The 22,237-nt window shown below is 44.0% G+C and carries 18 protein-coding genes and 1 tRNA gene; 9 read left to right on the top strand and 10 right to left on the bottom strand.

The annotated features are described in order from the left end of the window. The first annotated feature begins 206 nt into the window (after positions 1-206). Positions 207-280, top strand: a tRNA-Asn gene (locus IEY13_RS23660). 104 nt (positions 281-384) lie between these two features. Here the strand turns inward: IEY13_RS23660 and IEY13_RS23655 are convergent. Together IEY13_RS23655 and IEY13_RS23650 are read right to left on the bottom strand one after the other, a co-directional pair. Beyond that, entirely contained in the window at positions 385-1,764 is a 1,380-nt protein-coding gene (locus IEY13_RS23655; RefSeq protein WP_188956905.1) for a DUF6055 domain-containing protein, read from the bottom strand. A 115-nt stretch (positions 1,765-1,879) separates the two neighbouring features. Then, entirely contained in the window at positions 1,880-2,755 is an 876-nt protein-coding gene (locus IEY13_RS23650) for a helix-turn-helix transcriptional regulator (protein WP_188956903.1), read from the bottom strand. A gap of 140 nt (positions 2,756-2,895) precedes the next feature. Between IEY13_RS23650 and IEY13_RS23645 the strand changes: the two genes are divergently transcribed. Beyond that, entirely contained in the window at positions 2,896-3,435 is a 540-nt protein-coding gene (locus tag IEY13_RS23645) for a YbhB/YbcL family Raf kinase inhibitor-like protein (RefSeq protein ID WP_188956901.1), read from the top strand. A 53-nt stretch (positions 3,436-3,488) separates the two neighbouring features. Here the strand turns inward: IEY13_RS23645 and IEY13_RS23640 are convergent, their stop codons facing one another. The 6 genes from IEY13_RS23640 to IEY13_RS23615 all read right to left on the bottom strand — a co-directional run bounded on the left by IEY13_RS23640 (position 3,489) and on the right by IEY13_RS23615 (position 7,297). Further along, a complete protein-coding gene (locus tag IEY13_RS23640) occupies positions 3,489-3,962 on the bottom strand; it encodes a Dps family protein (RefSeq protein ID WP_188956899.1) in 474 nt (157 codons plus the stop codon). Between the two features lie 108 nt (positions 3,963-4,070). Then, on the bottom strand, positions 4,071-4,664 hold the full coding sequence (locus tag IEY13_RS23635; protein ID WP_188956898.1) for a hypothetical protein: 594 nt from the start codon (positions 4,662-4,664) through the stop codon (positions 4,071-4,073). Then, positions 4,661-5,206, bottom strand: coding sequence for an RNA polymerase sigma factor (locus IEY13_RS23630; RefSeq protein WP_188956896.1), 546 nt, complete (start codon positions 5,204-5,206; stop codon positions 4,661-4,663). The genes IEY13_RS23635 and IEY13_RS23630 overlap by 4 nt, the downstream gene beginning before the upstream one ends. Then, positions 5,206-6,039: a hypothetical protein gene (locus tag IEY13_RS23625; RefSeq protein ID WP_188956893.1), complete on the bottom strand. Its 834-nt coding sequence runs from the start codon at positions 6,037-6,039 to the stop codon at positions 5,206-5,208. Before IEY13_RS23625 ends, IEY13_RS23630 begins: the two co-directional genes overlap by 1 nt. Before the next feature lie 4 nt (positions 6,040-6,043). Next, positions 6,044-6,826, bottom strand: a complete 783-nt coding sequence (locus IEY13_RS23620; protein ID WP_188956891.1) for a hypothetical protein — start codon at positions 6,824-6,826, stop codon at positions 6,044-6,046. A gap of 9 nt (positions 6,827-6,835) precedes the next feature. Beyond that, on the bottom strand, positions 6,836-7,297 hold the full coding sequence (locus IEY13_RS23615) for a hypothetical protein (protein WP_188956890.1): 462 nt from the start codon (positions 7,295-7,297) through the stop codon (positions 6,836-6,838). A 321-nt stretch (positions 7,298-7,618) separates the two neighbouring features. On the opposite strand from IEY13_RS23615, the gene IEY13_RS23610 reads away from it, so the two are divergent. Continuing rightward, complete coding sequence (locus IEY13_RS23610; RefSeq protein ID WP_188956888.1) at positions 7,619-10,051, top strand: TonB-dependent receptor; 2,433 nt, start codon at positions 7,619-7,621, stop codon at positions 10,049-10,051. A gap of 35 nt (positions 10,052-10,086) precedes the next feature. On the opposite strand, the gene IEY13_RS23605 is transcribed toward IEY13_RS23610, so the two are convergent. Next, positions 10,087-11,538 (bottom strand): aminotransferase-like domain-containing protein, encoded by a 1,452-nt coding sequence (locus tag IEY13_RS23605; RefSeq protein ID WP_188956886.1) that lies wholly within the window; start codon positions 11,536-11,538, stop codon positions 10,087-10,089. Between the two features lie 104 nt (positions 11,539-11,642). Between IEY13_RS23605 and IEY13_RS23600 the strand changes: the two genes are divergently transcribed. The 3 genes from IEY13_RS23600 (at position 11,643) to IEY13_RS23590 (ending at position 14,102) form a co-directional block, all read left to right on the top strand. Then, entirely contained in the window at positions 11,643-12,590 is a 948-nt protein-coding gene (locus IEY13_RS23600) for a DMT family transporter (RefSeq protein WP_188956884.1), read from the top strand. Between the two features lie 206 nt (positions 12,591-12,796). Then, positions 12,797-13,081 carry a hypothetical protein gene (locus tag IEY13_RS23595; protein ID WP_188956882.1) on the top strand — a complete coding sequence of 95 codons (285 nt, stop codon included), beginning with the start codon at positions 12,797-12,799 and terminating at the stop codon, positions 13,079-13,081. A 22-nt stretch (positions 13,082-13,103) separates the two neighbouring features. After that, positions 13,104-14,102 carry a Gfo/Idh/MocA family protein gene (locus IEY13_RS23590; RefSeq protein ID WP_188956880.1) on the top strand — a complete coding sequence of 333 codons (999 nt, stop codon included), beginning with the start codon at positions 13,104-13,106 and terminating at the stop codon, positions 14,100-14,102. A 765-nt stretch (positions 14,103-14,867) separates the two neighbouring features. Here IEY13_RS23590 and IEY13_RS23585 read toward each other — a convergent pair. After that, the gene (locus tag IEY13_RS23585; protein ID WP_188956878.1) at positions 14,868-15,422 is read right to left on the bottom strand and encodes a YciE/YciF ferroxidase family protein; all 555 of its coding nucleotides are present in this window, start codon (positions 15,420-15,422) and stop codon (positions 14,868-14,870) included. A 216-nt stretch (positions 15,423-15,638) separates the two neighbouring features. On the opposite strand from IEY13_RS23585, the gene IEY13_RS23580 reads away from it, so the two are divergent. The 3 genes from IEY13_RS23580 to IEY13_RS23570 are packed head-to-tail and all read left to right on the top strand — an operon-like array spanning position 15,639 to position 22,236. Further along, complete coding sequence (locus IEY13_RS23580) at positions 15,639-16,211, top strand: biliverdin-producing heme oxygenase (RefSeq protein ID WP_188956876.1); 573 nt, start codon at positions 15,639-15,641, stop codon at positions 16,209-16,211. Then, positions 16,198-17,718, top strand: coding sequence for a GAF domain-containing protein (locus IEY13_RS23575; protein WP_188956874.1), 1,521 nt, complete (start codon positions 16,198-16,200; stop codon positions 17,716-17,718). Before IEY13_RS23580 ends, IEY13_RS23575 begins: the two co-directional genes overlap by 14 nt. A 9-nt stretch (positions 17,719-17,727) precedes the next feature. Beyond that, the gene (locus IEY13_RS23570; RefSeq protein ID WP_188956872.1) at positions 17,728-22,236 is read left to right on the top strand and encodes a chemotaxis protein CheB; all 4,509 of its coding nucleotides are present in this window, start codon (positions 17,728-17,730) and stop codon (positions 22,234-22,236) included. The last annotated feature ends 1 nt before the right edge of the window (position 22,237 follow it).

Below are 22,237 nucleotides of genomic sequence, written 5' to 3'. Positions count from 1 at the left end.
TACTGCAAAGCAATGCGGGAGAGTAGGTAGTTGCCATATTTATTTAAACCGCCTTACTGCAAACAGTGAGGCGGTTTTGTTTTAGGGATATTTGTATGTAACTGAGGCTACGCAAAATAATATTCTGCAACAGTTAAAAAAGTTATGAATTATGCTCTTTTTAAAAACTGGATGCTTAGCTTTGCAGCCGTTACTTTAAAAAACACTCCCGAATAGCTCAGTTGGTTAGAGCATCTGACTGTTAATCAGAGGGTCACAGGTTCAAGTCCTGTTTCGGGAGCTACTGAAAAAGCCACTCATTGGAGTGGCTTTTTCTATTAATATATCTGCCTGCTGCAGATGATTGCAGTATCCCAATATAACAAGTAATACTTCAGCCTTATTTTACAATTGCAAAGCAGTTCCTGATAATTGTATCTGATACGGCCACTGTTCATCGTTTTCGTTCTTCCCATCTGTAAGGTGCTGCCAATGCTCTTTTGGCGCACCACTTACCACCAACCATAAGTGTTGAGTATTTTCCGGAATGGTAAAGCTTGCTTTGCCATTGTTATTGCTATTTATATCTGCATATATACGGCTGCCGTTTTTCAGTACCGCTACAAAGCCATAACGCCAGCCTGCTTTATCTGCCCGGAGAATATTAAACCCTGTATCCTTTGTAATACCCTTAAAACGAAGCTGCACTTTGCTGCCGGCAGGTGGTACGGTAAGTGCAATGCCATTATATCCATAGTTTTGCGGGCATTGCGTGCGCTTTATGCGCAGCCATCCATCCCGGGTAGTATCGAAACGGGTACTGTGTTGATTGGCGTAGCGATTGGCTACTCCTTCTATGCGTTTCATATCCCAGGTTATAAACCGGCGGGCGGCATCAAACATTTCATCGTTAAATGTATGCTGGTTAATGTGTGTAAGGCGCTGGTAAGTCATCACCGGGTCTTCGCCTGCTACTGCTTCCTGCCATAACCTGCCTATAAATGTTTTGCCGTGCTTTTCCGACCAGTATTCCAATACATAGGGGGAGTGATACTGATTTGTTTCGTGCAGAAAGGCGTAATGTGTTTTTTGCAGATAACTTTTGAGATGGTAGTTCTCGAACGTCATCCACTCTGGGTATACCTGCCACAGCATGTATTGTGAGGTCATTTCAAAAATGGTTTGGCCGTGGCTACCTTCAGGTGCAGAAGTATAACCCCATGCGCTATCTGCATGTACCAGATATTGAAAACTGTGCCCCAGTTCATGTGCCAGTGCGCCGTAAGGCGCTTTATGTATTCTGGCCGCGGGCGTCCATAAAATACCTATTTTATCCTCTACTCCCCCGCCATATGCAGTCCCTTCTTTACTATCGGTAACGTAAATAAGAATTTTGTATTTGTCGCTTACCGAATGTCCTTTTTTTAGAAACTGCAGTGTATCCACATAATACTGATAATATCGCTCACACTCTGCCAGTGCAGTTTGTACCTCAAACCGTTTTAATGTATCAGGGTTTTGTTCAGGCCGTGTACCAAATGCTTTTGCCCAAAACAGTGCAATGTTATCAGAGCTTACCATGCGCTGGTAGCAGTAGGTGCTGGAAGTGTCGTTATAATTATTGTTATCCGGAACCTGCCATACTTTGGCGGGAAGATAGAGCTCTTTACCGCCGTTGGTTTTATTACTGATGTTGTCGGTACCAGAGCCGGTTTGTGATAAGCCCGCTTTGTGTACAAGCAGTGTAAGGGCCATGGTTGCGCAAAGTCGATTAATCAAAAGCATAGTAAATGGTATATACCTGTTAATCTAATACAAATTGCGCGGGTATAAACCGCCATTGCTGCTACCGGATAATTTACAGGAAGTATTGGTTAAGATGGGGCCAAAGCCGGGGCTTTTACATATGTCTGTTGCTGTACTCTTTGGGTGTAACGCCATACATCTGCTTGAAAGAATAAGAAAAACTGGAGTGGTTTTCATATCCGATTTTATAACAGATTTCTCCGGGCTTTTCTTTTCCCAGGCGTAGCAGAGCGGCAGCGTGTTCCATCTTCTTTTGTAAAAACCATTTGCTTGGTGGCATGCCATAAAGCTTCAAAAATCTTCTTTTAAAGGTAGAAAAGCTGATGTTACTTAAAAATGCAAGCTCTTCCATAGTAATGTTGCTTTCAATATGGCTTTCCACAAGGTTTTTGAGTGCCTGGTCTGTTTCGCAGGAGTGTTTTGCCAGCGCCCGTAAGCCCGCAAGTTGTGCGGGATGCTTGTGTGCCAGATAAAGTAATAATTCTTCCAGCTTAAGTGCCTGTAACGCAGCAGGTATTTTATAGCCATCAGCTGTCATAAGGCTGAGCGATTGTATAAAGCCTTTTAAAAAATCGTCTTTGGCAAAAGCTTGCACACACCCATTGGCTTGTTGGGTTGAAGTGGTTAGTAACAGGTCGGGATATTTATGAAAGAAAGATGATAGCGCTTCTTGTGTAAAGAATAATAATATGCTTTGATAGTTTCCTTGCGGGGAAATGGTTTTTTCTGTCATCAGATAATGGCCGGATGTCAGCAGCAGAAAATGGTCATCTGCAATCTGAATATGGCTGTGTGGGGTGTGCACAGACTTTTGGCCTTCTACCAGTAAGCTGAATAAATGGTATTGCAGTATAATACGGCTGCGTACAATTTCATTGGCTTTTGAATGATAATTGACAATGCGCACGCCGTTGATCGGCTCTTCGGGCATATTACCGGATAAATCGCCTGGTATGTGTATGGTACTCACGTTGTAACTGAATAGAAGGTAAAGTTAACACAGGCCTGCCAGGTTGCTGAGCATTTGAACGATTATCGACAGTATTTGAACGGCTGCCTCTGAAAGCAGGGCTGGCGTACCTGCTACTTTTACATTCTAAATACAAGCAAATGAAACAGATGATGATGTTGTTGCTGGCAACGGTTTTGCTGACTGCCGGCAGGGCGCAGACTTTTACATTGAAAAGTAAAGAAGTGGGTGGGCAGTTTACCAACAGGCACATGTTTAATGCATTTGGTTATTCCGGGGAAAATGTATCGCCTCAGTTAGCATGGGAAAATGCACCAGCTGGTACGCAAAGTTTTGCGGTGACTATGTATGATAAGGATGCGCCTACAGGTAGCGGGTTCTGGCATTGGGTGGTATTTAACATACCTGCCAGCGTACATGAACTGGTATCAGGAGCAGGTGATGCATCAGGAAAGCTGATGCCTGCCGGTGCGATACAAAGTATTACGGATTATGGCAGTGTGGGTTATGGAGGCCCTGCTCCGCCACCCGGTGCGCCGCATCAGTATCTGATAACTGTTTATGCGTTAAAGAGTAAGGTAGATGCTACGGTGGCAACCAGCGGGGCATTGGTAGGCTTTCATCTGAATGCGCTGGCGCTGGCAAAAGCTTCTATTGTGGTGTACGCACAGCATCCATAAGGTAAAAGTGGTTTCGCTGTCTGCATAGGAGATAGCGAAACCCTCAGGTATCTTTAACGTAAATGCGCACGCAGCATCCAGGCCATTTTTTCATGTGTTTCCATAAGGCCGGTTACATAATCGCTGGTGCCCAGATCTTTGTATTTTTCTGCAAAAATGGTAATCAGTTCACGCAGACGTATAATCAGGCTCTGATGATCGTGCAGCAGTCCGGTTATAAAGCCGGTGGCGTCATTTTTTTCGCGGCTTTGCTCACTCAGGTGTGTCAGCTGAACCAGTGAATGCAGGGTAGCGGGAGCATAGTGGCCCAGTGAGCGGATGCGTTCTGCTACGCTGTCCATAATGTCGTCCAGTTGTTCGTACTGCGATTCAAAGAACAGGTGTTTGCTGTGAAAATCCGGTCCTTCTACATTCCAATGCGCGTTTCGGGTTTTAAAATACAGTACAGCTTCATCGGCCAGTATGCCGTTCATTAAAGCCGTTACTTCGTGCAGGTGTTCCTGCGAAATGCCTATCAGCGTTTCCATACTTCTTTGGTTTTTGATTCCTCAAAGTTCAGCATGCATATCCTACCGGCTGTTGTACAAACAGGGGATTATCAGGTATGTTTTATCCGCAGCCATGTTGTATTTGCATTACCCGGCATTTGTATTGTTTTTAGGAACAATTTTATAACTGCTGTCGCTGATGCCCTGTACTCCCCTTGGCTTTTTCTTAGGCGGGAGCGAATCTTTTTTTACAGGTGCTGCAGCGGGGGGTATTACAACTGGCGGTATAACGGGTGGAGTAATAACGATACTATCCTGCTGCACAGGAGTAGTAATAGTGGGAAGAACGGAAGCCGCAGTGTCGTGCCGTTGCGCGGGTAAACTGCGCACGGGTTCTTTTCTTTTTTCTGGCAACTGTTGGCCAGGAGGCGGAACTGTGGGCGCAATGAATAGGGATGATGTGTCTGCGGGTGTACGGTGCCGCGCGGGAGAATGCTTTTGTTTTTTAGGTGTAATAAGATAAATAAGCACAAGGGATACTATGATAACACTGAGAAGACCCAGCTTTCCGCGGCCTGTGCTGCGGGGAGATGGCGGTGGTGGTGGGGTATGCCCGCCTGTTGGCATGTCTGCATCCAGTTGATCCTTTATACGCAGCCAGATAGCATCGGCCATATCTGGCACGGGCAGCTGCTCCAGTTTGGAGGCTATCTGTTGTTCGTATAAAGGTTGTTCATTCATGTATGAAGTGTAGTTAACTTCTTTTGTAATACTTTGCGTGCCTCACTCAGATGCCATTTGCTGGTGCCTTCGCTTATGCCCAGCCTGCCGGCAATTTCCCGGTGATTGTAACCATCAATGGCATATAGTACAAACACGGCATGGGTAGCGGGTGGTAATTGCTGAATCATGGTCATTACCTGGGCAGCATTTAATTTGTCTATAGCGCTGTTATCTACTTGTGCTTCTTCCACTGCTGCTGCCAGCTCCTCCTGCGAAACAAACCGGTGTCTGCTTTTAATATGGTCCAGCGCTTCATTAATAACAATGCGTTTAACCCAGGCATGTAAAGAACCTTTACTGCTATCGAACGAGTGAATACCTTTAAACACCTTTACAAAAGCCAGGCTCATAATGTCGGCAGCATCTGCCTCGTCACGCGAGTAACGCATGGCAATAGTCATGGCAAAAGCATAGAAATGCCTGTACAGCAATTCCTGTGCTTTCCTGTCGTTAAGTTTGCAGCCTTCTATTAAATCTGGTATGGTAGGTGTTTCCTGCATTAATGAATGGTGTCCTGTATTTTCCGCAGCATCAGTGCAGAAGATACGGCCGCCAGTAATAGTTTGGTGTCGCTATCCAGTTCGTTATACATCCATATGTTGTTGTCAAAGCTGTCTATAATGCCCACTACGCCGTCATCAATCCGCAGTTCGTAGCCCGACATCATCCTTACCGGAAATTTTGCTTCTCTTCCATCTTTCCGTACAAACTGCTGTATGCGCAATGGCTTTATATGTATGGTTTCGGTACCGTTGGTTATATAACCTTCTTCTTCCAGATAAGGAAGATCGAAAAAGTGATGTGCAGTGTCTTTATTCCGGTCATAGTTATTATACAAAACCAGCTGCCAGGGTGCATCCTCTTTTACTTTCAATGGTAAAATGGCTGCAGAAAATGAATATTGGTAGTTTTTTGTCTGATGTGTATCGCCCCACCAGGTGTTGGTTTTAACAACCAACTGTTCTTTGGTAACTTTTTCTATACAAAAAACCTCTGCAGATTGATTGCCATCCTGCACCGTAAACTGGTATTTATTCTTCTGATTCAGGGTTACATTGCTTTTTTCTACATTAAACATCTTTAATAAGCGATCTTCCGTTGTTACGCCGGAGGGGCGGTCAGTACCTGTAGAAGATACATTCCAGCCTCTTTTAACAGCTGAAGTGTAGTAGTTGCCAAAGCTTAGTTTCTGGTTCACCATCCAGCCGTTAAGCCCTTTTACATGCATAGAGGTTGACTGCGAGCTGAATTGTTCCGGAACAGCCAGTTTAACAGTAGTGCAGGAAGTAAGTACAATAACAAACAGTGTGGATATGTATATAATTCTTTTCATTGTATTATTGATAAAGTTGTCGTCTTAGAGTTAATACCATAGCAGCGCTGGCTATTACCTGCGCCAGTTTCGGATCTGTTTTTTCATGCAGCCAGAAACGCTTTTCCGTGTCTTTATAACTCACTGCTGCTATTACCTTATTGTTTAATGTAAAGCTGTATACCATGTTCATGGTAGCCAGCAGGCTGCTTACATCTGTTCTGTCAACGGCTTTTTCCCGTAGCAGCATGGTGGTTTTTTCAAATACAATGCTGGTAGTATCGTGGCGCAGCAGGCCCTTCTGTGGCTCATTCATACTGCCGTTGAGGTTAGAGGCAGCCATTTGCCAAACCTGACTGCTATCGTTATGGAGCATAATTACCGCCTGCAAAAAATCTACGTTATTTATGCTGAAGAAGGAGGAGTCTGAGGGCAGCAGCAGGCGTACTCTTTCGTTCTGATGCAGAATAGCCCGGCAGCGGGTATTGCTTATGGCTTCACCGTTTTCTGTAAGGTCAAAGCTGAATATGTCTTTGTTGCGTTGATTAGTGCCCTGTACATAATCGGGTACTCCTGCCATATCCAGCAGTATGTTTTCAAAGGAAACGCGCCCGAAATTAAATATCGATCCCAGTGAGCGTTTTATATACCGGGTTTTGTAATTACCAAAAGTGATATTTAGTTTAAGCGGGTTATTGTGCCCTTTTATTTCATAAGGCTGTAGCGACAGGTATGCATTGGCCGGTGTTTGGGCGGCCAATGCAGTATAAAAGGCTATAAGGCAGGTAAGTAAATAAATTTGCTTCATATAACAAGGTTATTGCGCAGGGCCAAAGGTAAGTTGCAGATAGGCCGCACCGGTGCCCAGCCGGTACGAAAATTCGTTACTTGTTACTTTTAGGGAATTTACTGTTACAGACATTCCCACAGAAGGTACACTTAGTTTCATTTTTGTGTTATTGTCCAGTAATTCGTAACGTCCGTCTGATCCGGTTTCGCCGTCCTCGTCGGTATATGCTATAGTACCATCTGCTTTATATTGCTGGCGTACAGCGCTATAATCATCTTCATTATTGGTGGCGCCGCGTTTATAAACCACTGTTTTATCTGTGCCGTTCCACTCAGCTACCTCATTTACCTGCCAGTTTTTAGCCATCAGTAGCGTTTTTACATCGGTAAGGGGTGGGGTTGTTTCTTTGTCTTTGGAACTACAGCTAACCATTGTTGCCAGAATAATAACTGTAAATGCAAGAACAGGGAATTTCAAAAATTGCTTCATAGTTGTTTGTTTTTCTACAATACCCCCGGTTGAAGCAAAAGGGTTGGGTAAAATGGAAAAAAAAGTTCAATGCTTTTTAAGATTGGGAAAAAGAAGCTTTTTGTGGCCATGTATTTTTCTCTGCGAAAGTGAATGGCAGCCTGATAGAGAAGCAATTACAAATTAAACAATGTTTGTGCATTGTCTTTTTCCGCTTTGCGTAAAGTGTTTTCCCTAATAAGTAAGGTAAAGGTATGTGCGCGGCTGACATTTGCGCCCGGAATCGATTTTTGCATTTCTTTAAGAAATAGAAGCGGTTCTACTGAAATTCAATAGACTAGCATGATTAAAAAACTCGCACTCGCGGTATTGCCGTTTTTCCTGGCAATTCTCTCGGCCACTTTCCTCTTTGGTCGTGAGGCGGACAAAGACAACGGAACAGTAAATGGTAAAATTGTATCTCACGAAGGCAAACCTGTAGCGGCAGTAACCGTTCGCTTAAAAGGAACGGGCAAAACAGCGCTTACCGGCGAAGACGGCACCTTTGTGCTGAGAAATGTTAAGCCCGGAAATTATGAACTGGAAGCTTCTTTTGTAGGGTATGAAGATGTTATAAAAAGCGTAACTGTAGACGAAAAGAAAACTTCCAATGTTGAAATTCAGCTGAATATATCTCAGGCACAGATTGATGAAGTAACGGTAAGGGCAGTTAAAAACGGCTATAAAGAAAACAACCCGTCTTCAACACTGCGTATCAATGAATCTTTGCTGGAAGCTCCGCAGAACATTCAGGTAATTACCGGTAAGGCACTTGCCGATCAGCAAGTGATCAGCATGAATGACGGTATTACCCGTAATGTCAGTGGCGCTATGCGTATTGAGCATTGGGGAGATCAGTATGCAAATATTGTAATGAGAGGGGCCCGTGCCAGTGCGTTTCGCAATGGTATGAATATTACCGATAACTGGGGACCTTTAACGGAAGATATGAGTTATGTAGATCATATCGAATTTGTGAAAGGACCTGCAGGTTTTATGATGTCCAACGGTGAACCTTCGGGTTTATATAACGTAGTAACCAAAAAGCCCACTGGCGTAACCAAAGGCGAAGCCAGCATTATGATGGGTAGTTACGATCTGTTCCGCAGCACATTGGATCTGGATGGAAAATTGGATAAAGCAGGCCGCTTGTTGTATCGTCTGAACGTAGCAGGACAGACAAAGAACTCGTTCAGAAAATACGAGTTCAATAACAGGTATAGCATAGCTCCTGTACTTTCCTACAAAATAGACGACAACACCACTATCACAGCAGAGTATGTTTATCAAAACGTAAAAAGCTCGAACATCGGTTCTTATTATATGTTTGCCACAGATGGTTATGCTAAAGTGGGCAGGGAAGCAAGTATGCTGGTTCCAGACATGGAGCCGAATAAAATAAAAGATGAAAGCTTTACAGTAAATCTGCAACACAATATTGATGAGCATTGGAAATTAACTGCTCAGGCTTCTTATTTCAACTACAGTGAGGTGGGTGGTTCTATGTGGTTTGCTTCTGATGCAAGCTGGAACCCTATAGTATATAGCAATGGTGATGTGGTTCGCCGTGTAACTATTGCGGATGCAGCGCGTGAAAACAAATATGGCCAGATTTTTCTGAATGGGGATGTAAAAACAGGTGTTGTTCGCCATCGTATATTAACAGGGCTGGATTTGGGTAACAGAGATTATGTAGGAGACTGGAATCAGTTTTATGATCTGGATTTGAATCAGGATGGTAAGCGTTTCAATATTTATAATCCCCTAACTCAGGCTCCAACTGCAGGTGTAGGTACTTTTGACAGAAGCAAAAGTGTTCGTGAGCGTGCCTCTTCAACGGGTCACGTAGCACTATCTTACACAGGTGTATATTTTCAGGATGAACTGGGCTTTTTTGATAATAAGCTAAGGGTTACACTTGCAGGACGTTATACTTCTGCACAGAATATTGAATATTATGTGCCTGAACCGATGAAGGCCAAGCGCTTTACGCCACGTATAGGAGTTAGCTATTCTGTAGATAATGCTACCGCTGTATACGCCTTGTACGATCAAAGCTTTATTCCTCAGAGCGGCATGCGCCGCGATGGAAAGGGATTACTTCCTCTTACCGGAAATAATATGGAGCTGGGTGTAAAAAGAGATTGGTTCAATGGAAAGTGGACTTCCGGTTTGTCTGTGTACCGTATTATCAAGAATAACCAGACCGCTGCTGACCCTGCCAGTACTCCTGGTAATTCTTATGTGCTTCAACTGGGACAAACGAGAACAAAGGGGGTTGAGCTGGATATCCGTGGCGAATTGGTGCGTGGTCTGAACTTTATCGGAAACTACGCCTATACAGATTCCAGAGTTTCTAAAAATGAAAAGGGAGAATCTGTAAAAAATGGCGCTTTGGTACCTGGCTATGCAAAGCATACAGCTAATGGCTGGTTAACTTACAGGGCTCAGCAAGGTGTGTTAAAAGGCTTCGGTGTTTCCGGCGGCTTTACCTATCTGGTTGATCGTACTACCTGGTATTCTGGTGCCGATAATGGTGGTCAGGATCTGCCTGATTACTTTAAGCTGGATGCTGGTTTAAGCTGGGAAAAGAACAAGATTGGCATCAATGTCAATGTGTTTAATCTCCTGGATAAGTATTTGTATAGTGGCACTTACTATGCCTTTTACAAGCTTTACTACTGGCAGGCAGAAGCTGGCCGTAACTTCAGAGCGGGTATTACTTATAAGTTTTAATTGTATTGCAACTATTATAGCAAAGCCCTTCTGTTTTAAGCAGAGGGGCTTTTTTGTATTCTTTTTTTAATCAACTGCCCCAGTGTTTTCAGGCTTTTGTCAATACTATCGTTAAACGTAGTGCCAAAGCCAATGCGGATATGATGGCTGAAGCGTCCGTCTGCACTGAAAAGGTGCCCAGGCGCAATACTAACGCCATGCTCAATAGCTTCATGAAACAGTTCCATCGCGTCCACTGCTTCATTCATTTCAATCCATAATACAAAGCCACCTGCAGGACGCGACACTTTGGTGTCGTTGGGAAAGTACCTTGCTATTGCCTGTGTATACAGCAGGCATTGTGTATGCAGGGCCTTCCGGAGGTTGCGCATATGCAGATCGTACCGGCCTGTTTCCAGAAAGTGGGCAATGGCTGCCTGCGTAGGGGTGGCAGAAGATACAGTACTCATTAGTTTCAGGTGCAGCACCTTATCCAGAAAAGGACCGGGCATGCACCAGCCTACCCGGTAGCCAGGTGCCAGACTTTTAGACATGGAGGAACATAGCAGTATCAGCCCCTTTGTGTCAAAAGCTTTACAGGGCACCGGCCTTGCTTTTCCAAAGTACATCTCGCCATAAATGTCATCTTCAATCAGTGGAATCTCTTTCTCTGCCAGCATTTGTACCAGTTGTTTCTTGCGTTCCGGCGGCATGTCGCATCCGGTTGGGTTGTTAAAGCTGGTAACAAACAGGCAGGCTTTAATATGTACAGTTCTCAGTGCTTTTTGCAGGTATTCCAGGTCCAGTCCGGTGGCCGGGTCTACCGGCACCTCAATGGCTTTCAGCCCCAGGCTTTGTAATACATTGAAAATGCCAAAGTAAGTAGGTGTTTCAATAGCTACGGTATCACCAGGTTGTGTTACTGCTTTCAGGCAAAATACCAACGCCTCCATGCAGCCTTGTGTGGTTACAATGTCATCTGCCGTATACTGCCCGCCCCAGCTGTAGGTGTGCCGTGCCAGTTGCTGGCGCAGCGTGGCATTGCCCTGCGTGTCTTCGTACTCCAGGCAGCTGGTGGGGTGTTTGCGTATGGCTTCTATCATAGACTTGTTCAGCTTTGCTTCGGGCAGAAGATCAATAGAAGGTACGGCCAGTGAAAATTTGGTAACGCCCTGCTGCCGCATCTTCTGGTATACCAGGGTGGCTACAGATTCAACGCTCACTTTTTTAGGCTTCTCATGCTGATGCTTGGCCATCAGCCTCGGAAACTGAGATGGCGTAAACCGCACATAGTAGCCCGATTTTGGCCGCGCTTCTATCAGCCCCTTTATCTCCAGCTCGCTGTAAGCCTGAAAAGCGGTGGTAAGACTTACACCCTGCTCCTTACTCAGTGTTCTTACGGAAGGTAGTTTGTCGCCGGTTTTAAGTACCTGTTTTTCAATTTGTGTTTGCAGCCTTTCTGCTATCCGCAGGTATAAAAAGTGCTCAGATGTATCTGTATGCTCCATAGTTGTGGCTAATCTGTTATGGTTGAAATTAAGAAATCTGCATCTGTTTTCATCTCTGAATTCTCTTTTATTTTGAGTATTGTTTACAGTTAAACCACGCGAATATGAATGGAGAAAACAGAAAAGCCTACTGGGCATTGCTGGCTATCTGTATTATCTGGGGTACCACTTTTCTGGCAGCACGTATAGGCGTAAAAGGCTTTCCGGCACTGCTTTTTATGGGTTGCCGCCATCTGATAGCAGGGCTGTTACTGGGTTCCTTTTGTCTTATCCGAAAGAGTAAGATGCCCAATCTGCGTGCTTTTAAAGCCCAGCTGCTACCGGGCTTATTTATGGTAACACTGGGCAATGGTATTGTGGGCTGGGCGGTAAAGTATATTCCCAGCGGGCTGGCGGCGCTTATCTGTGCCATGATGCCTGTGTATGTGGTGGTAATCAATCTCATTACCGGTAAAAGCGAGCGGATGAATTATAAAATAGCATTTGGTTTACTGCTGGGGCTTTCAGGGTTGTTGCTGATATTTAAAGACAATCTGGCTTACCTGGGCAGTACACAATATCTGGGCGGTATAATAATATGTTTGTTGTCTTGTTTGTTCTGGGCCTTAGGTTCCCTCTACTCTAAGCAAAAGCAATCAGAATACAACGATGTATATATGAATGTAGCCATGCAACTGTTTTCAGGAGGCGCTGTGCTAATACTGGCCAGTTATGTAATAGAAGACTGGGGTGCTATACATGGCGTGCCGCTGGCTTCTGCAGGTGCCATCAGTTACCTTATTCTGTTTGGTTCTATTACAGCGTTTGTATGCTTTCATTACGCATTATCACGTTTACCGGTTGGGGTGGTAACCTTGTATGCTTATATCAATCCGCTGGTAGCCATCATTCTGGGCTTTGTTATATTAAAAGAAGCTATAACGGTATATACATTACTGGCTTTTGTATTAACCCTTGCGGGCGTGTTTCTGGTAAATGCAGGATATCGTAAGCAAAGCAAGCCATTGTCAAACGCTTCTGCCATCCGCATTAAACAACCATCTTATGAATAGAATGGCGTTGTACCAGGCGGTGTAAGCAAATTGGTTAAAAAATACAACATTCCGGTAGTCTTTGTGGGCAGATAAGTATGCCGCACAGGTTACCGGAATGTTGTATGTACGATGCTGCATGCGGCGGAAAGCTGACTGTAAGTTTTGCACGACTATTGTGTTGCTTCTATTATTGCAACCTATTTGTTAACCGTAAAGCACAGTGTATGAGTGTAACACAAACAGCAGTTTCGTCTCATTTTGAAGACATCAAAAGTGCTCTGGTTAAAATTACCAGAGCCATTCTGCCTGAAGAGAATGATCTGCCGGAAATTATTGCCTCCTGGAATGAGAAGTTAAGTTCGGCTGAAACGCTGGATGCACTGAATCTCTGGCTACATACCTATCTGGCTGGTGAAAAAGACAAGGCTGATAAAACAGAAGAAATTCAGCAGTTGGACCAACTGGAGCCAGATCCGCATCCGGTTGATACCAGTGATGTTTCCGCCTGATTCTTTTAATAAAACGCCTGTTATGAAAAAGTTTGCCTGGGGCATAATAGGGCCGGGAGGCATTGCCAGTCAGTTTGTGGCAGATTTTCAGTGGATCAACACCCACCATTGCTTTGTTAAGGCCATATATAGCCATAGGAAAGAAAGTGCGGAAGAGTTCGCCGGAAAGCATGCGGGCGCGGAAGTTTTTACCGATATAGATGCGTTTGTAACTCATTCCGGGGTACAGGCTGTATATATAGCAACGCCACATTCTTATCATTATAAATATGCGGCTATCTGCCTTAAGCATAAAATACCGGTATTGTGCGAAAAGCCTTTAACCATCAGCTATCCGCAAACACAGGAACTGATTCATCTTGCGCAGCAATACCAGACATTGCTGATGGAAGGCATGTGGGTGCGTTATCTGCCCAGTTTTTCAAAACTGATTCATCTGGTAGAAGAGGGGGATATAGGAGATGTTATATCTATAAAAGCCTCTATGAGTTATCGGGCGCCAAAGGATGAAAACAGCCGGTATTATAATCCCGAACTGGGCGGAGGCGCTTTGCTGGATCTGGGTATCTATACCCTTTTTCTCAGTGTTTTGTTTATGGGCCGGCCAGATCAGGTACATGCCAGCGCCAGAAAGTCTGCCAAAGGTATTGATGAACATAGTGTAGTGCTGTTGTCGAAAAAGCAGCAGCAATATGCGTTACTGGAGTCATCCATTCTTGTTAAAACAAAAAATGATGCGGTTATCAGTGGTTGTAAAGGCACTATTACTATTCATGAACCATGGAATGAGAAGCCAAAGGGCATTAGCATAGAGTGGAATGATGGTAGTACTGCAGATATTCCCTGTGAGTGGCCGGGTAGCGGATTTCAGTATGAAACAGAAGCTTTTCTGCAAACATGGGAAAGCGGGCAGGCGGAGTGTGATAGAATGCCTTACCAAACCTCTCTGCTGCTGGCAGAACTGGCAGATATTATCAAAAATCAGATTGGTGTGGCCTATCCCGCAGAAGGGAAGGTGTAAAACACCCTGTAAACGTATTTGTACATCAAATACCCAATATTGGGTATTGTTTACCAGTTAGGTGAAGCCGTATTTTGTAACAACCCTTTATAGGCGAAAATCATTTTTAATCCGTACTCTTTTCTCCTCTTTTTACCCCTTCTGAAAACCAAAGGGTGCTTGTTTTTCATGCGCATAACCTGTTCCGGCAACAAGGTTGCAAACTTCTTTTGCATTGATTTTAAACAGATAATACAGAAAAATGGAGCGGTGAAGGGAAATTAAGATTGGTAGATTGATATTATTGTAATAAATTGGCCCCTGTTGAAACAGGGGCCGCAACCAAAACTAACTGCTTATGAGAAAATCTTCGAATATTTTTATATCCAGAGGATAATTATTTCTTATTTTGTTACACAAAGCTACAACCCTAAACGCTAACCTCCTACACCTTCTCCGCTAATTAACAATATGCTCACAATTGGTTTAGTTTTACTTATATGGTAAATAATTTAATATTTGCCTTTGCCTTATAAAGCCTCTCCTTTTTTGAAATAGGTAACGGGTGAATTCGTTTTTTGTTTTTAAATTGATAAAAAACTCCGGAAGAGCGCCTTTTTCATATATTTTAATAAATTAAATGTGATAACTTTTTTTTGATGAGTTTTCCACATCCCTAACTAATCCCTGGTGTCCCTTATTTCAGTTGTATGTGGTGTAATATACTGGTAATCAGCGTTTATTTCGTTATATCTCATTAAAGTATATGCGTTTGAGGGCCTGTTTTTATTCGTCTTCCGCCTCTTCGCCCGCCATTTCGTTAACAAAACTTTCCGCTATATCGGTAAGACTTGCATCAGCAGCTTTTTCTTCCTGTAAAGTTTCTGCTAACAACATTGCGGCTTTTTGGTGGCCCAACACCCTTGCCAGCGGCACCAATGTGCCGTAAGTGGCAATTTCGTAGTGTTCTGCTTTCTGGGCAGCCATAATAAGGGCAGCATCGCGCGTAATAGTATCAGCATCTGTTTCTTTAATAATTGCTTTTGCTTCTTTAATAATGCCTTCAATAGCGTGACAGGTTTTTTTCTGCGGCTGCTCTCCTATACTATCAAATACCTGTTCTAAACGGTTAATCTGCCCCTTTGTAACTGCGCGGTGCTCTTCAAAGGCTGCTTTCAGGCTTTCTGTAGTTGCTTTTTCCGCCAGTTTTTCCAATGCATCTACCAGATGATCTTCGGCGTAATAAATATCCTGCAGGCTATCAATAAAAAAATTATTCAATTTACTGTTGTCTGGTAATGGCTTTCTTGTAAGTGTTCTTACATCAGATGTTGTTTTCATAAAATAGCTTTTATATGCAGCGTAAAAAAGTGTTCCTGAAGAGTTTGAATCCTGCTGTTACCATACTAAGCCGGCATTTGTGTGGATTATTTTGCCCGATTAGGGGCGTGATGCAGATAGTCATTTCAAAATTTGTTAGTGGATGATAATCAGGTTATTTTAGCATCAATCCTGCATAAAGGGTACTCCGTACCGCCCTCAAAATCATTGTTTATTATGTTGACAGAAGTATTGAAAAGTGAAACCAAAACAGCACATACAGATTTGGAAGGCCGGATGATTCCGTCTATTAAAGCCATTCAGACGCAGGGAGATTATCGCCGGTTGCTGGAAATGATGTATGGATTTTATCAGCCACTGGAAGAGCGGATAGGTGCCTATATAACTGAACAAACAATGCCGGGATATCAGGAAAGACGCAAAGCTTCTTTGCTGGTAGAAGATATTGCAGTTTTAAATAACAATACCCTGTCCACTCCGGAAAAGCTGTGTGCTGATCTGCCCGGAATAAACAATTACGCACAGGCGCTTGGTGCAATGTATGTGTTGGAAGGCTCAACGCTGGGTGGTAAAATAATAGCAGGCATGGTACAGAAGCGTGTAGAAGAGGTAGATAATGCGCTGCTTTTTTTTAATGGATATGGCGAAAAAGCCATGGATATGTGGATGGCTTTTAAAGAGCAAGTGAATAAGACGATGCCTGACAACGAACAGAAAGAAGTGGTGCAGGCCGCAAATGATACTTTTACCAGTTTTAAAAGATGGATAGAATTATATGAGCAACCATAAGAACTACGACTCAGAGTTTTGCGGTAGTCTGCCTATTCATTATATCAATCTGGTACAGCCTTACGGCGTGCTGTTGGTGTTGCAGAAAAATACACTCAACATTGTGCAGGCCAGTGAAAATGCGGCGGATTTATTTGATACGCCGGTAGAGCAGTTGCTGCAGCAAACGCTCTATAACTGGCTGGATGCTTTGTCGGCTGATGTACTTACCAGAAAGCTATCTGGTAATATCAAGGAAAAAATACCTGTTTCGCTTTCCGTTGGAAATAAGAAAGCACTGGCGCTGGTGCACGATAAAGAAGCATATCTGGTTATTGAACTGGAGTTGTTAAACAATCCTGACGCGCGGGATATGTCTTTTGTAGATGTATACCAGGAGGTAAAATATGCAATGGCTGCCATTGATCAGGCCGTTAGCTCGCAGGAGGTATGCACCATAGCTGCGCGGGAACTGAAAAAATTGTCTGGCTTTGATAAGGTAATGATTTACCTGTTTGATGATAACTGGAATGGCACCGTGCTGGCAGAAGAAATGGAAGAAGGCATGGAATCGTACTTCGGTTTTACCTTCCCGGCTTCTGATATTCCTAAGCAGGCGCGTGCTTTGTATCTTAAAAATCCTTATCGTTTTATACCCGACAGAGATTATACACCTGTTAAACTATATCCGGTTATCAATCCGGTAACAGACTCTTTTGTAGATTTGTCAGATTGTAACATGCGGGGCGTTGCAGCAGTGCATGTGGAATACCTGAAGAATATGAAGGTAACGGCTTCCATGTCCACCCGGATTATACACAACGAAAAATTATGGGGGCTTATAGCCTGCCATCACCGTACTGCCAAGCCCATGAGCTATCAGGAGTGTTCGGTGTTTGAATTGCTTTCCAACGTTATTTCTGCCAAAATAAATTCCCTCATTAACCGCGAGCAGTTGTTTTTTACTACACAAATCAACAACCGCCGATCTTTATTTGTTGAGCATATTTATAATGGTGGTGGCATAGCCAAAGGTTTTGAAGATAGTGGAGAGGATATTCTCCATCTCTTTAATGCTACCGGCGCTGTACTGGTGGAGGGAAATTCATTGAGTACCAAAGGGCAGGTACCTGCCGGTAGTGAACTGGAGGATATTGTACTATGGCTGAACGCCAAAAAGCTGCATCAGGTTTTTTGTGAAAACCATTTGTCAGATGTGTATGAACATGCTGCCGGCTATGCAGGCATAGCCAGCGGTATACTGGTAATACCGGTAAACATTGCGCAGGATGAATATATGATACTGTTCAGGCCGGAAGTAATACGTACCATTAACTGGGGCGGCAATCCCGATGAGGCCATTCGCTTTGAAACAGATGCCAAAAGTTACCATCCGCGTCACTCCTTTAAGCTGTGGCAGCAAACGGTACGTAATATCTCACTTCCCTGGAAAGAAGAAGAGTTGCAGGCTGCTGAAAGTTTACGCAGCTTCATTTTTGAATATGTAACCCGACACAAAGACTATTAATCTTAATCCGTGGCAAGAAAAACCAGAACAGAAGAGCATTACATTATTGCTATCGGCGCCTCTGCCGGTGGACTGGAGGCTATTCATGAGTTTTTCGATCACATGCCTGAATCGTCCAATCTGTCGTTTGTTATTATACAACACCTGTCTCCCGATCATAAGAGCCTGCTGGTAGAACTTGTGTCACGCCATACGCAGATGAAAGTGTTTGAGGCAGAGAATGAGCAGGTAATTGAAAAAAACTGCGTGTATGTAATACCGAATAAAAAGGTAATGACTATGAGCCGCAACAAATTGTTGCTGGCTGAAAAGAAGGTTGACCTGGTACCCAATACTGCTATAGATATTTTTCTTACTACACTTGCAGAAGAACGAAAAGAGCATGCAATAGCCATTGTTCTATCCGGTACCGGAACAGATGGTACCCGGGGTATTGAGGCTATTAAAGCCAATGGCGGCATTGTAATGGTGCAGGACCCTGCTACGGCCCGTTTTGATGGTATGCCTAACAGCGCCATAGCCTCTGGTAATGCAGATTTTGTATTACCCCCTTCTGATATGCCGGAAGAGCTAATTGGTTTTCTGCATGATAAACCGGTACTGCTACCGGAGAATACCAAAGTAGATGATGCACTGCTGGAAGAAATTTTCAGCTTGATACATGAAGTGGGTGGGTATGATTTTCATTATTACAAAACGCCTACTATTATACGCCGCATTTCGCGGCGCATGGCGCACCATAATATTCCGGAACTGACCGATTATGTACAATACCTGCGCAGCCATCCGGAAGAAGCAGGTTTGCTGGGAAAGGATTTTCTGATAGGGGTTACCCGCTTTTTCAGAGATGAGCCTGCTTTTGAATTATTGCGGGAAAAAGTAATTCCAGGCATTGTACATCAAAAAGAGGCGGGTGATATTATTAAAGTATGGGTGGCCGCCTGTAGTTCCGGCGAGGAGGCTTATTCGGTAGCACTGTTGTTTGATCAGGAGCTGAAAAAGCGGCAACAGCGTAACGAAGTAAAGGTATTTGCCACAGATATAGACGAGTCTAATATAGATATTGCGGCCCGCGGTCATTACCCTTTTTCTATTGAAAGAGATGTACCCCGCGAGCTGCTGGATCAATACTTTACAAAAGATAGCACAGGTTATACCATCATCCCGCGTATCCGCAAACAGATTGTGTTTGCAAGGCATAACATTATTAAAGATCCGCCTTTTATAAAAAACGACTTTGTCAGCTGCCGCAACATGCTCATTTATATGAGTCCCGTATTGCAGCAGAAAGTATTGTCGGTGTTGGTTTTCGGGTTACAGCAGGATGGTATTCTTTTTCTGGGATCCAGCGAAAATCCGGCTTTTGTAAAAGATGCCCTGCATGAAATAAGTAACAAGTGGAAGGTGTTTCAGAAAACCGGTGTGGTAAAACACGCTTCCGGTATGCTGTACAATACTCCTGATGGCTATAGCCGGCAGAGCTATAAAGCTGCAGAAGAAGATCGTGGAGGTGCAAAGGGTAAAACCCGCCTTACAGACGACTTTCAGAAAGCGCTTACGGAAGAGTTAGGTTATGCTGCTTTTTATATAGATCAACAGTTTGAGATTAAAGAGTCTTCCGGCAACTACGAACAGTATTTATCGCTGCCGCGGAAAAGTCTGCGGTTGAACCTGTTGAAAATGCTGCCTCAGGATTTGGGTATTGTGTTGGGCAGCGCTGTTAAGAATACATGGAAAACAGAAAGCAAGGTAGTACTGAAAAATGTGCGTTACCGCAAAGGGGAACAGTGGCATATAGTGCATATTGTTATTAAGCCACCTGCTATTATGGCCGGTAAGCTGTATACCCTGGTTGTATTGGGCGAAGGTGTGCCCGAAGATGCGCCTGCTGTAGCAGAGAAGATGTTGCCGGTGCTTTCTGCCGATACCGGTGCGCATGAATATGTAAGCGAGCTGGAATCAGAACTGCAGGAAACAAAGCATAATCTGCAGATGGCTGTGGAAGGGCTGGAAACCACCAACGAAGAATTGCAGAGCAGTAACGAAGAATTGCTGTCTGCCAATGAAGAGTTACAGAGCAGTAATGAAGAACTGCAGTCGCTTAATGAAGAGTTGCATACTTTAAATACCGAACATCAGCTGAAAATAAAAGAGCTGATTGAACTGAACGATGATCTGGACAACTACTTCCGCAGCTCGGATATAGGGCAGGTATTTCTGGACGAAAACCTGCGGATACGCAAGTTTAATCCGGCTTCGGTTAAAATGATCAACTTTATTGAAACAGATATTGGCCGTCCAATCAGCCATATCTCAACCAACATCCGCTACGAAAACCTGTCAGAAGATATTCAGAATGTATTAAAAGCAGGAGCTACCGTAGAAAAAGAAGTTCAGTTGCTGAACGGCAAAAACCTGCTGATCCGCATTATGCCGTACATAAGGCAGGATAAACGCAGGGCAGGCGTTGTTATTGCTTTTATTGATATCACTGCTATTACCGATCTGAATAACATTATCAGAGGTATATTCAATTCCAGCCATAGCGCTATTGTGGCCTTTAAGGCGGTGCGTGATGGCGATCATAAGATTGCTGATTTTGTATTTCAGACCGCTAACCAAACTACTGCCAGCTTTTTGCAACGGGCGGCTGAAACTTTCCTGGGCAAATCGCTGAAAAAAGAAGGCGGGTACCTGGTGCAGGGCAACCTGTTTGATAAGTATGTGAAGGTGGTGCAGCAGGATGTACTGCTGAATGAAGATATTTATCTGGAAGCAGAAAATAAATGGTTTGAACTGAGTGCAGTAAAAATGAAAGACGGCTTTGTAGCTACTTACAGCGATGTAACTGCCCGCAAAAATGCCGAACAGAAGCTGCGCAAAAACTATAACGAACTCATTACCGTAAAAGAAAATCTGAAGGTACTGAACGTACAGCTGGAGTCTAAAGTAGAAGAGCGTACCCGCGAACTGTCGAAAAGCGAAGAGCGCTTCCGTCTGGTATCACAGGCTACTAATGATGCTATCTGGGATTGGGATTTTGTAAACAACACGGTATGGTGGAACGAGTCGTTCTTCAATATGTTCGGCTATAACCGTAATAATTACGACAGAGCTTTCTGGCTTAGTAAGGTGCATCCTGATGAGCGGGAACATATACAAAAAAGCATCTACGATGTTATCAATAGCCAATCCAGTCAGTGGACGGCCGAATACCGTTTTCAAAAAGCAAACGGTGAATATGCTTTTGTGTTAGACCGTGCTTATGTGCTGCATGATGAGTTTAATACGCCTTTCCGTATGCTGGGGTCTATTGTAGATATTACCCGTTTAAGAGAAGCGGAGAAAGAAGTGGCCAGCAATATCGCCCGGCGCCAATTTCTGGCAGCATCCATACCGCTGGTAATATGGATGGCAGATGTATACAGAAAAATTGATTTTGTAAATAAACAGTTTGAAGAATACACGGGCATTGATGCAGCAGAGGCGGTTCGTGGCAAATGGCAGCAAAGCATACATTCCGAAGATATTGCAGGGTTAAATAATGCCTGGGAAGTAGCTGCCCGTAATATGACTGATTTTCAGCAGGAGGTAAGGATGTTGAAAGCAAACGGCGCTTACCACTGGAATCTGCTTCGCGGCAGAATGCGTAAAGATGAGCAGGGGAAAGTGACGGACTGGCTGATTACCTTTGTGGATATACACGAGCAGAAAGTGGTAAATGAGGTGCTTGAAATGAAGGTGTTGCAGCGTACCATAGAATTGCAGCAGATGAATGAAGAGCTGGAGGCCAGCAATAACGATCTGCAGCAGTTTGCTTCAGTAGCCTCGCACGATCTGCAGGAGCCGCTACGCAAAATTCAGATGTTCAGCAAGCTGATAAAAGACAAGTATGCAGGTAATCTGGATGCTTCCGGGGTAGATTACCTGAGCAGGGTGCTGCATGCATCCGGACGAATGCGCACACTGATTACCGATGTACTTAATTTTTCCAGACTCTCTGCCAGCAATTATTCTTTTGAAGCAACTGACCTCAACGCCGTGGTGGAAGCCATACTGGACGATCTGGAAATTGCCATACTGGAAAAGAAGGCGCTTGTTATAAAAGACAAACTGCCCGTACTGGAAGTAATACCCGGTCAGATACGCCAGGTATTTCAGAACCTCATCAGCAACTCGCTTAAATTTATGCGCGAGGGGGTGCAGCCGCAGATAACCATCCGTGCCTGTGCTGTTAAAGAGCGCTCAGTAGATGCAGCACCTGATGCTAATGGCGGTTATTACCGTATTACCATTACTGATAATGGGATAGGATTTGACGAAAAGTTTAAAAGCGCCATCTTCACACTGTTTCAACGCCTTCACTCCAAAGATAAATTTGAGGGTAGTGGCATAGGACTTGCCATAACCAAGAAGATTGTAGACAAACACCACGGTTTAATTGCTGCCGATAGTAAAGAAGGGGAAGGGGCCACCTTTACGCTTATTTTACCGGTAAAGCAGGCTGAAAAGCAATAAT

Origin of the sequence: Filimonas zeae (assembly GCF_014641615.1) — a bacterium.
In the GTDB taxonomy this organism is placed as follows: Bacteria; Bacteroidota; Bacteroidia; order Chitinophagales; family Chitinophagaceae; genus Filimonas; species Filimonas zeae.
This window is presented reverse-complemented; position numbering and strand designations above follow the sequence as displayed.

Bases quoted from the DNA above. Each gene is read 5' to 3' on its own strand.
- IEY13_RS23655 (WP_188956905.1), bottom strand. From the start codon at position 1,764: ATGCTTTTGATTAATCGACTTTGCGCAACCATGGCCCTTACACTGCTT.
- IEY13_RS23645 (WP_188956901.1), top strand. From the start codon at position 2,896: ATGAAACAGATGATGATGTTGTTGCTGGCAACGGTTTTGCTGACTGCC.
- IEY13_RS23640 (WP_188956899.1), bottom strand. From the start codon at position 3,962: ATGGAAACGCTGATAGGCATTTCGCAGGAACACCTGCACGAAGTAACG.
- IEY13_RS23635 (WP_188956898.1), bottom strand. From the start codon at position 4,664: ATGAATGAACAACCTTTATACGAACAACAGATAGCCTCCAAACTGGAG.
- IEY13_RS23630 (WP_188956896.1), bottom strand. From the start codon at position 5,206: ATGCAGGAAACACCTACCATACCAGATTTAATAGAAGGCTGCAAACTT.
- IEY13_RS23625 (WP_188956893.1), bottom strand. From the start codon at position 6,039: ATGAAAAGAATTATATACATATCCACACTGTTTGTTATTGTACTTACT.
- IEY13_RS23620 (WP_188956891.1), bottom strand. From the start codon at position 6,826: ATGAAGCAAATTTATTTACTTACCTGCCTTATAGCCTTTTATACTGCA.
- IEY13_RS23615 (WP_188956890.1), bottom strand. From the start codon at position 7,297: ATGAAGCAATTTTTGAAATTCCCTGTTCTTGCATTTACAGTTATTATT.
- IEY13_RS23610 (WP_188956888.1), top strand. From the start codon at position 7,619: ATGATTAAAAAACTCGCACTCGCGGTATTGCCGTTTTTCCTGGCAATT.
- IEY13_RS23605 (WP_188956886.1), bottom strand. From the start codon at position 11,538: ATGGAGCATACAGATACATCTGAGCACTTTTTATACCTGCGGATAGCA.
- IEY13_RS23600 (WP_188956884.1), top strand. From the start codon at position 11,643: ATGAATGGAGAAAACAGAAAAGCCTACTGGGCATTGCTGGCTATCTGT.
- IEY13_RS23595 (WP_188956882.1), top strand. From the start codon at position 12,797: ATGAGTGTAACACAAACAGCAGTTTCGTCTCATTTTGAAGACATCAAA.
- IEY13_RS23590 (WP_188956880.1), top strand. From the start codon at position 13,104: ATGAAAAAGTTTGCCTGGGGCATAATAGGGCCGGGAGGCATTGCCAGT.
- IEY13_RS23585 (WP_188956878.1), bottom strand. From the start codon at position 15,422: ATGAAAACAACATCTGATGTAAGAACACTTACAAGAAAGCCATTACCA.
- IEY13_RS23580 (WP_188956876.1), top strand. From the start codon at position 15,639: ATGTTGACAGAAGTATTGAAAAGTGAAACCAAAACAGCACATACAGAT.
- IEY13_RS23575 (WP_188956874.1), top strand. From the start codon at position 16,198: ATGAGCAACCATAAGAACTACGACTCAGAGTTTTGCGGTAGTCTGCCT.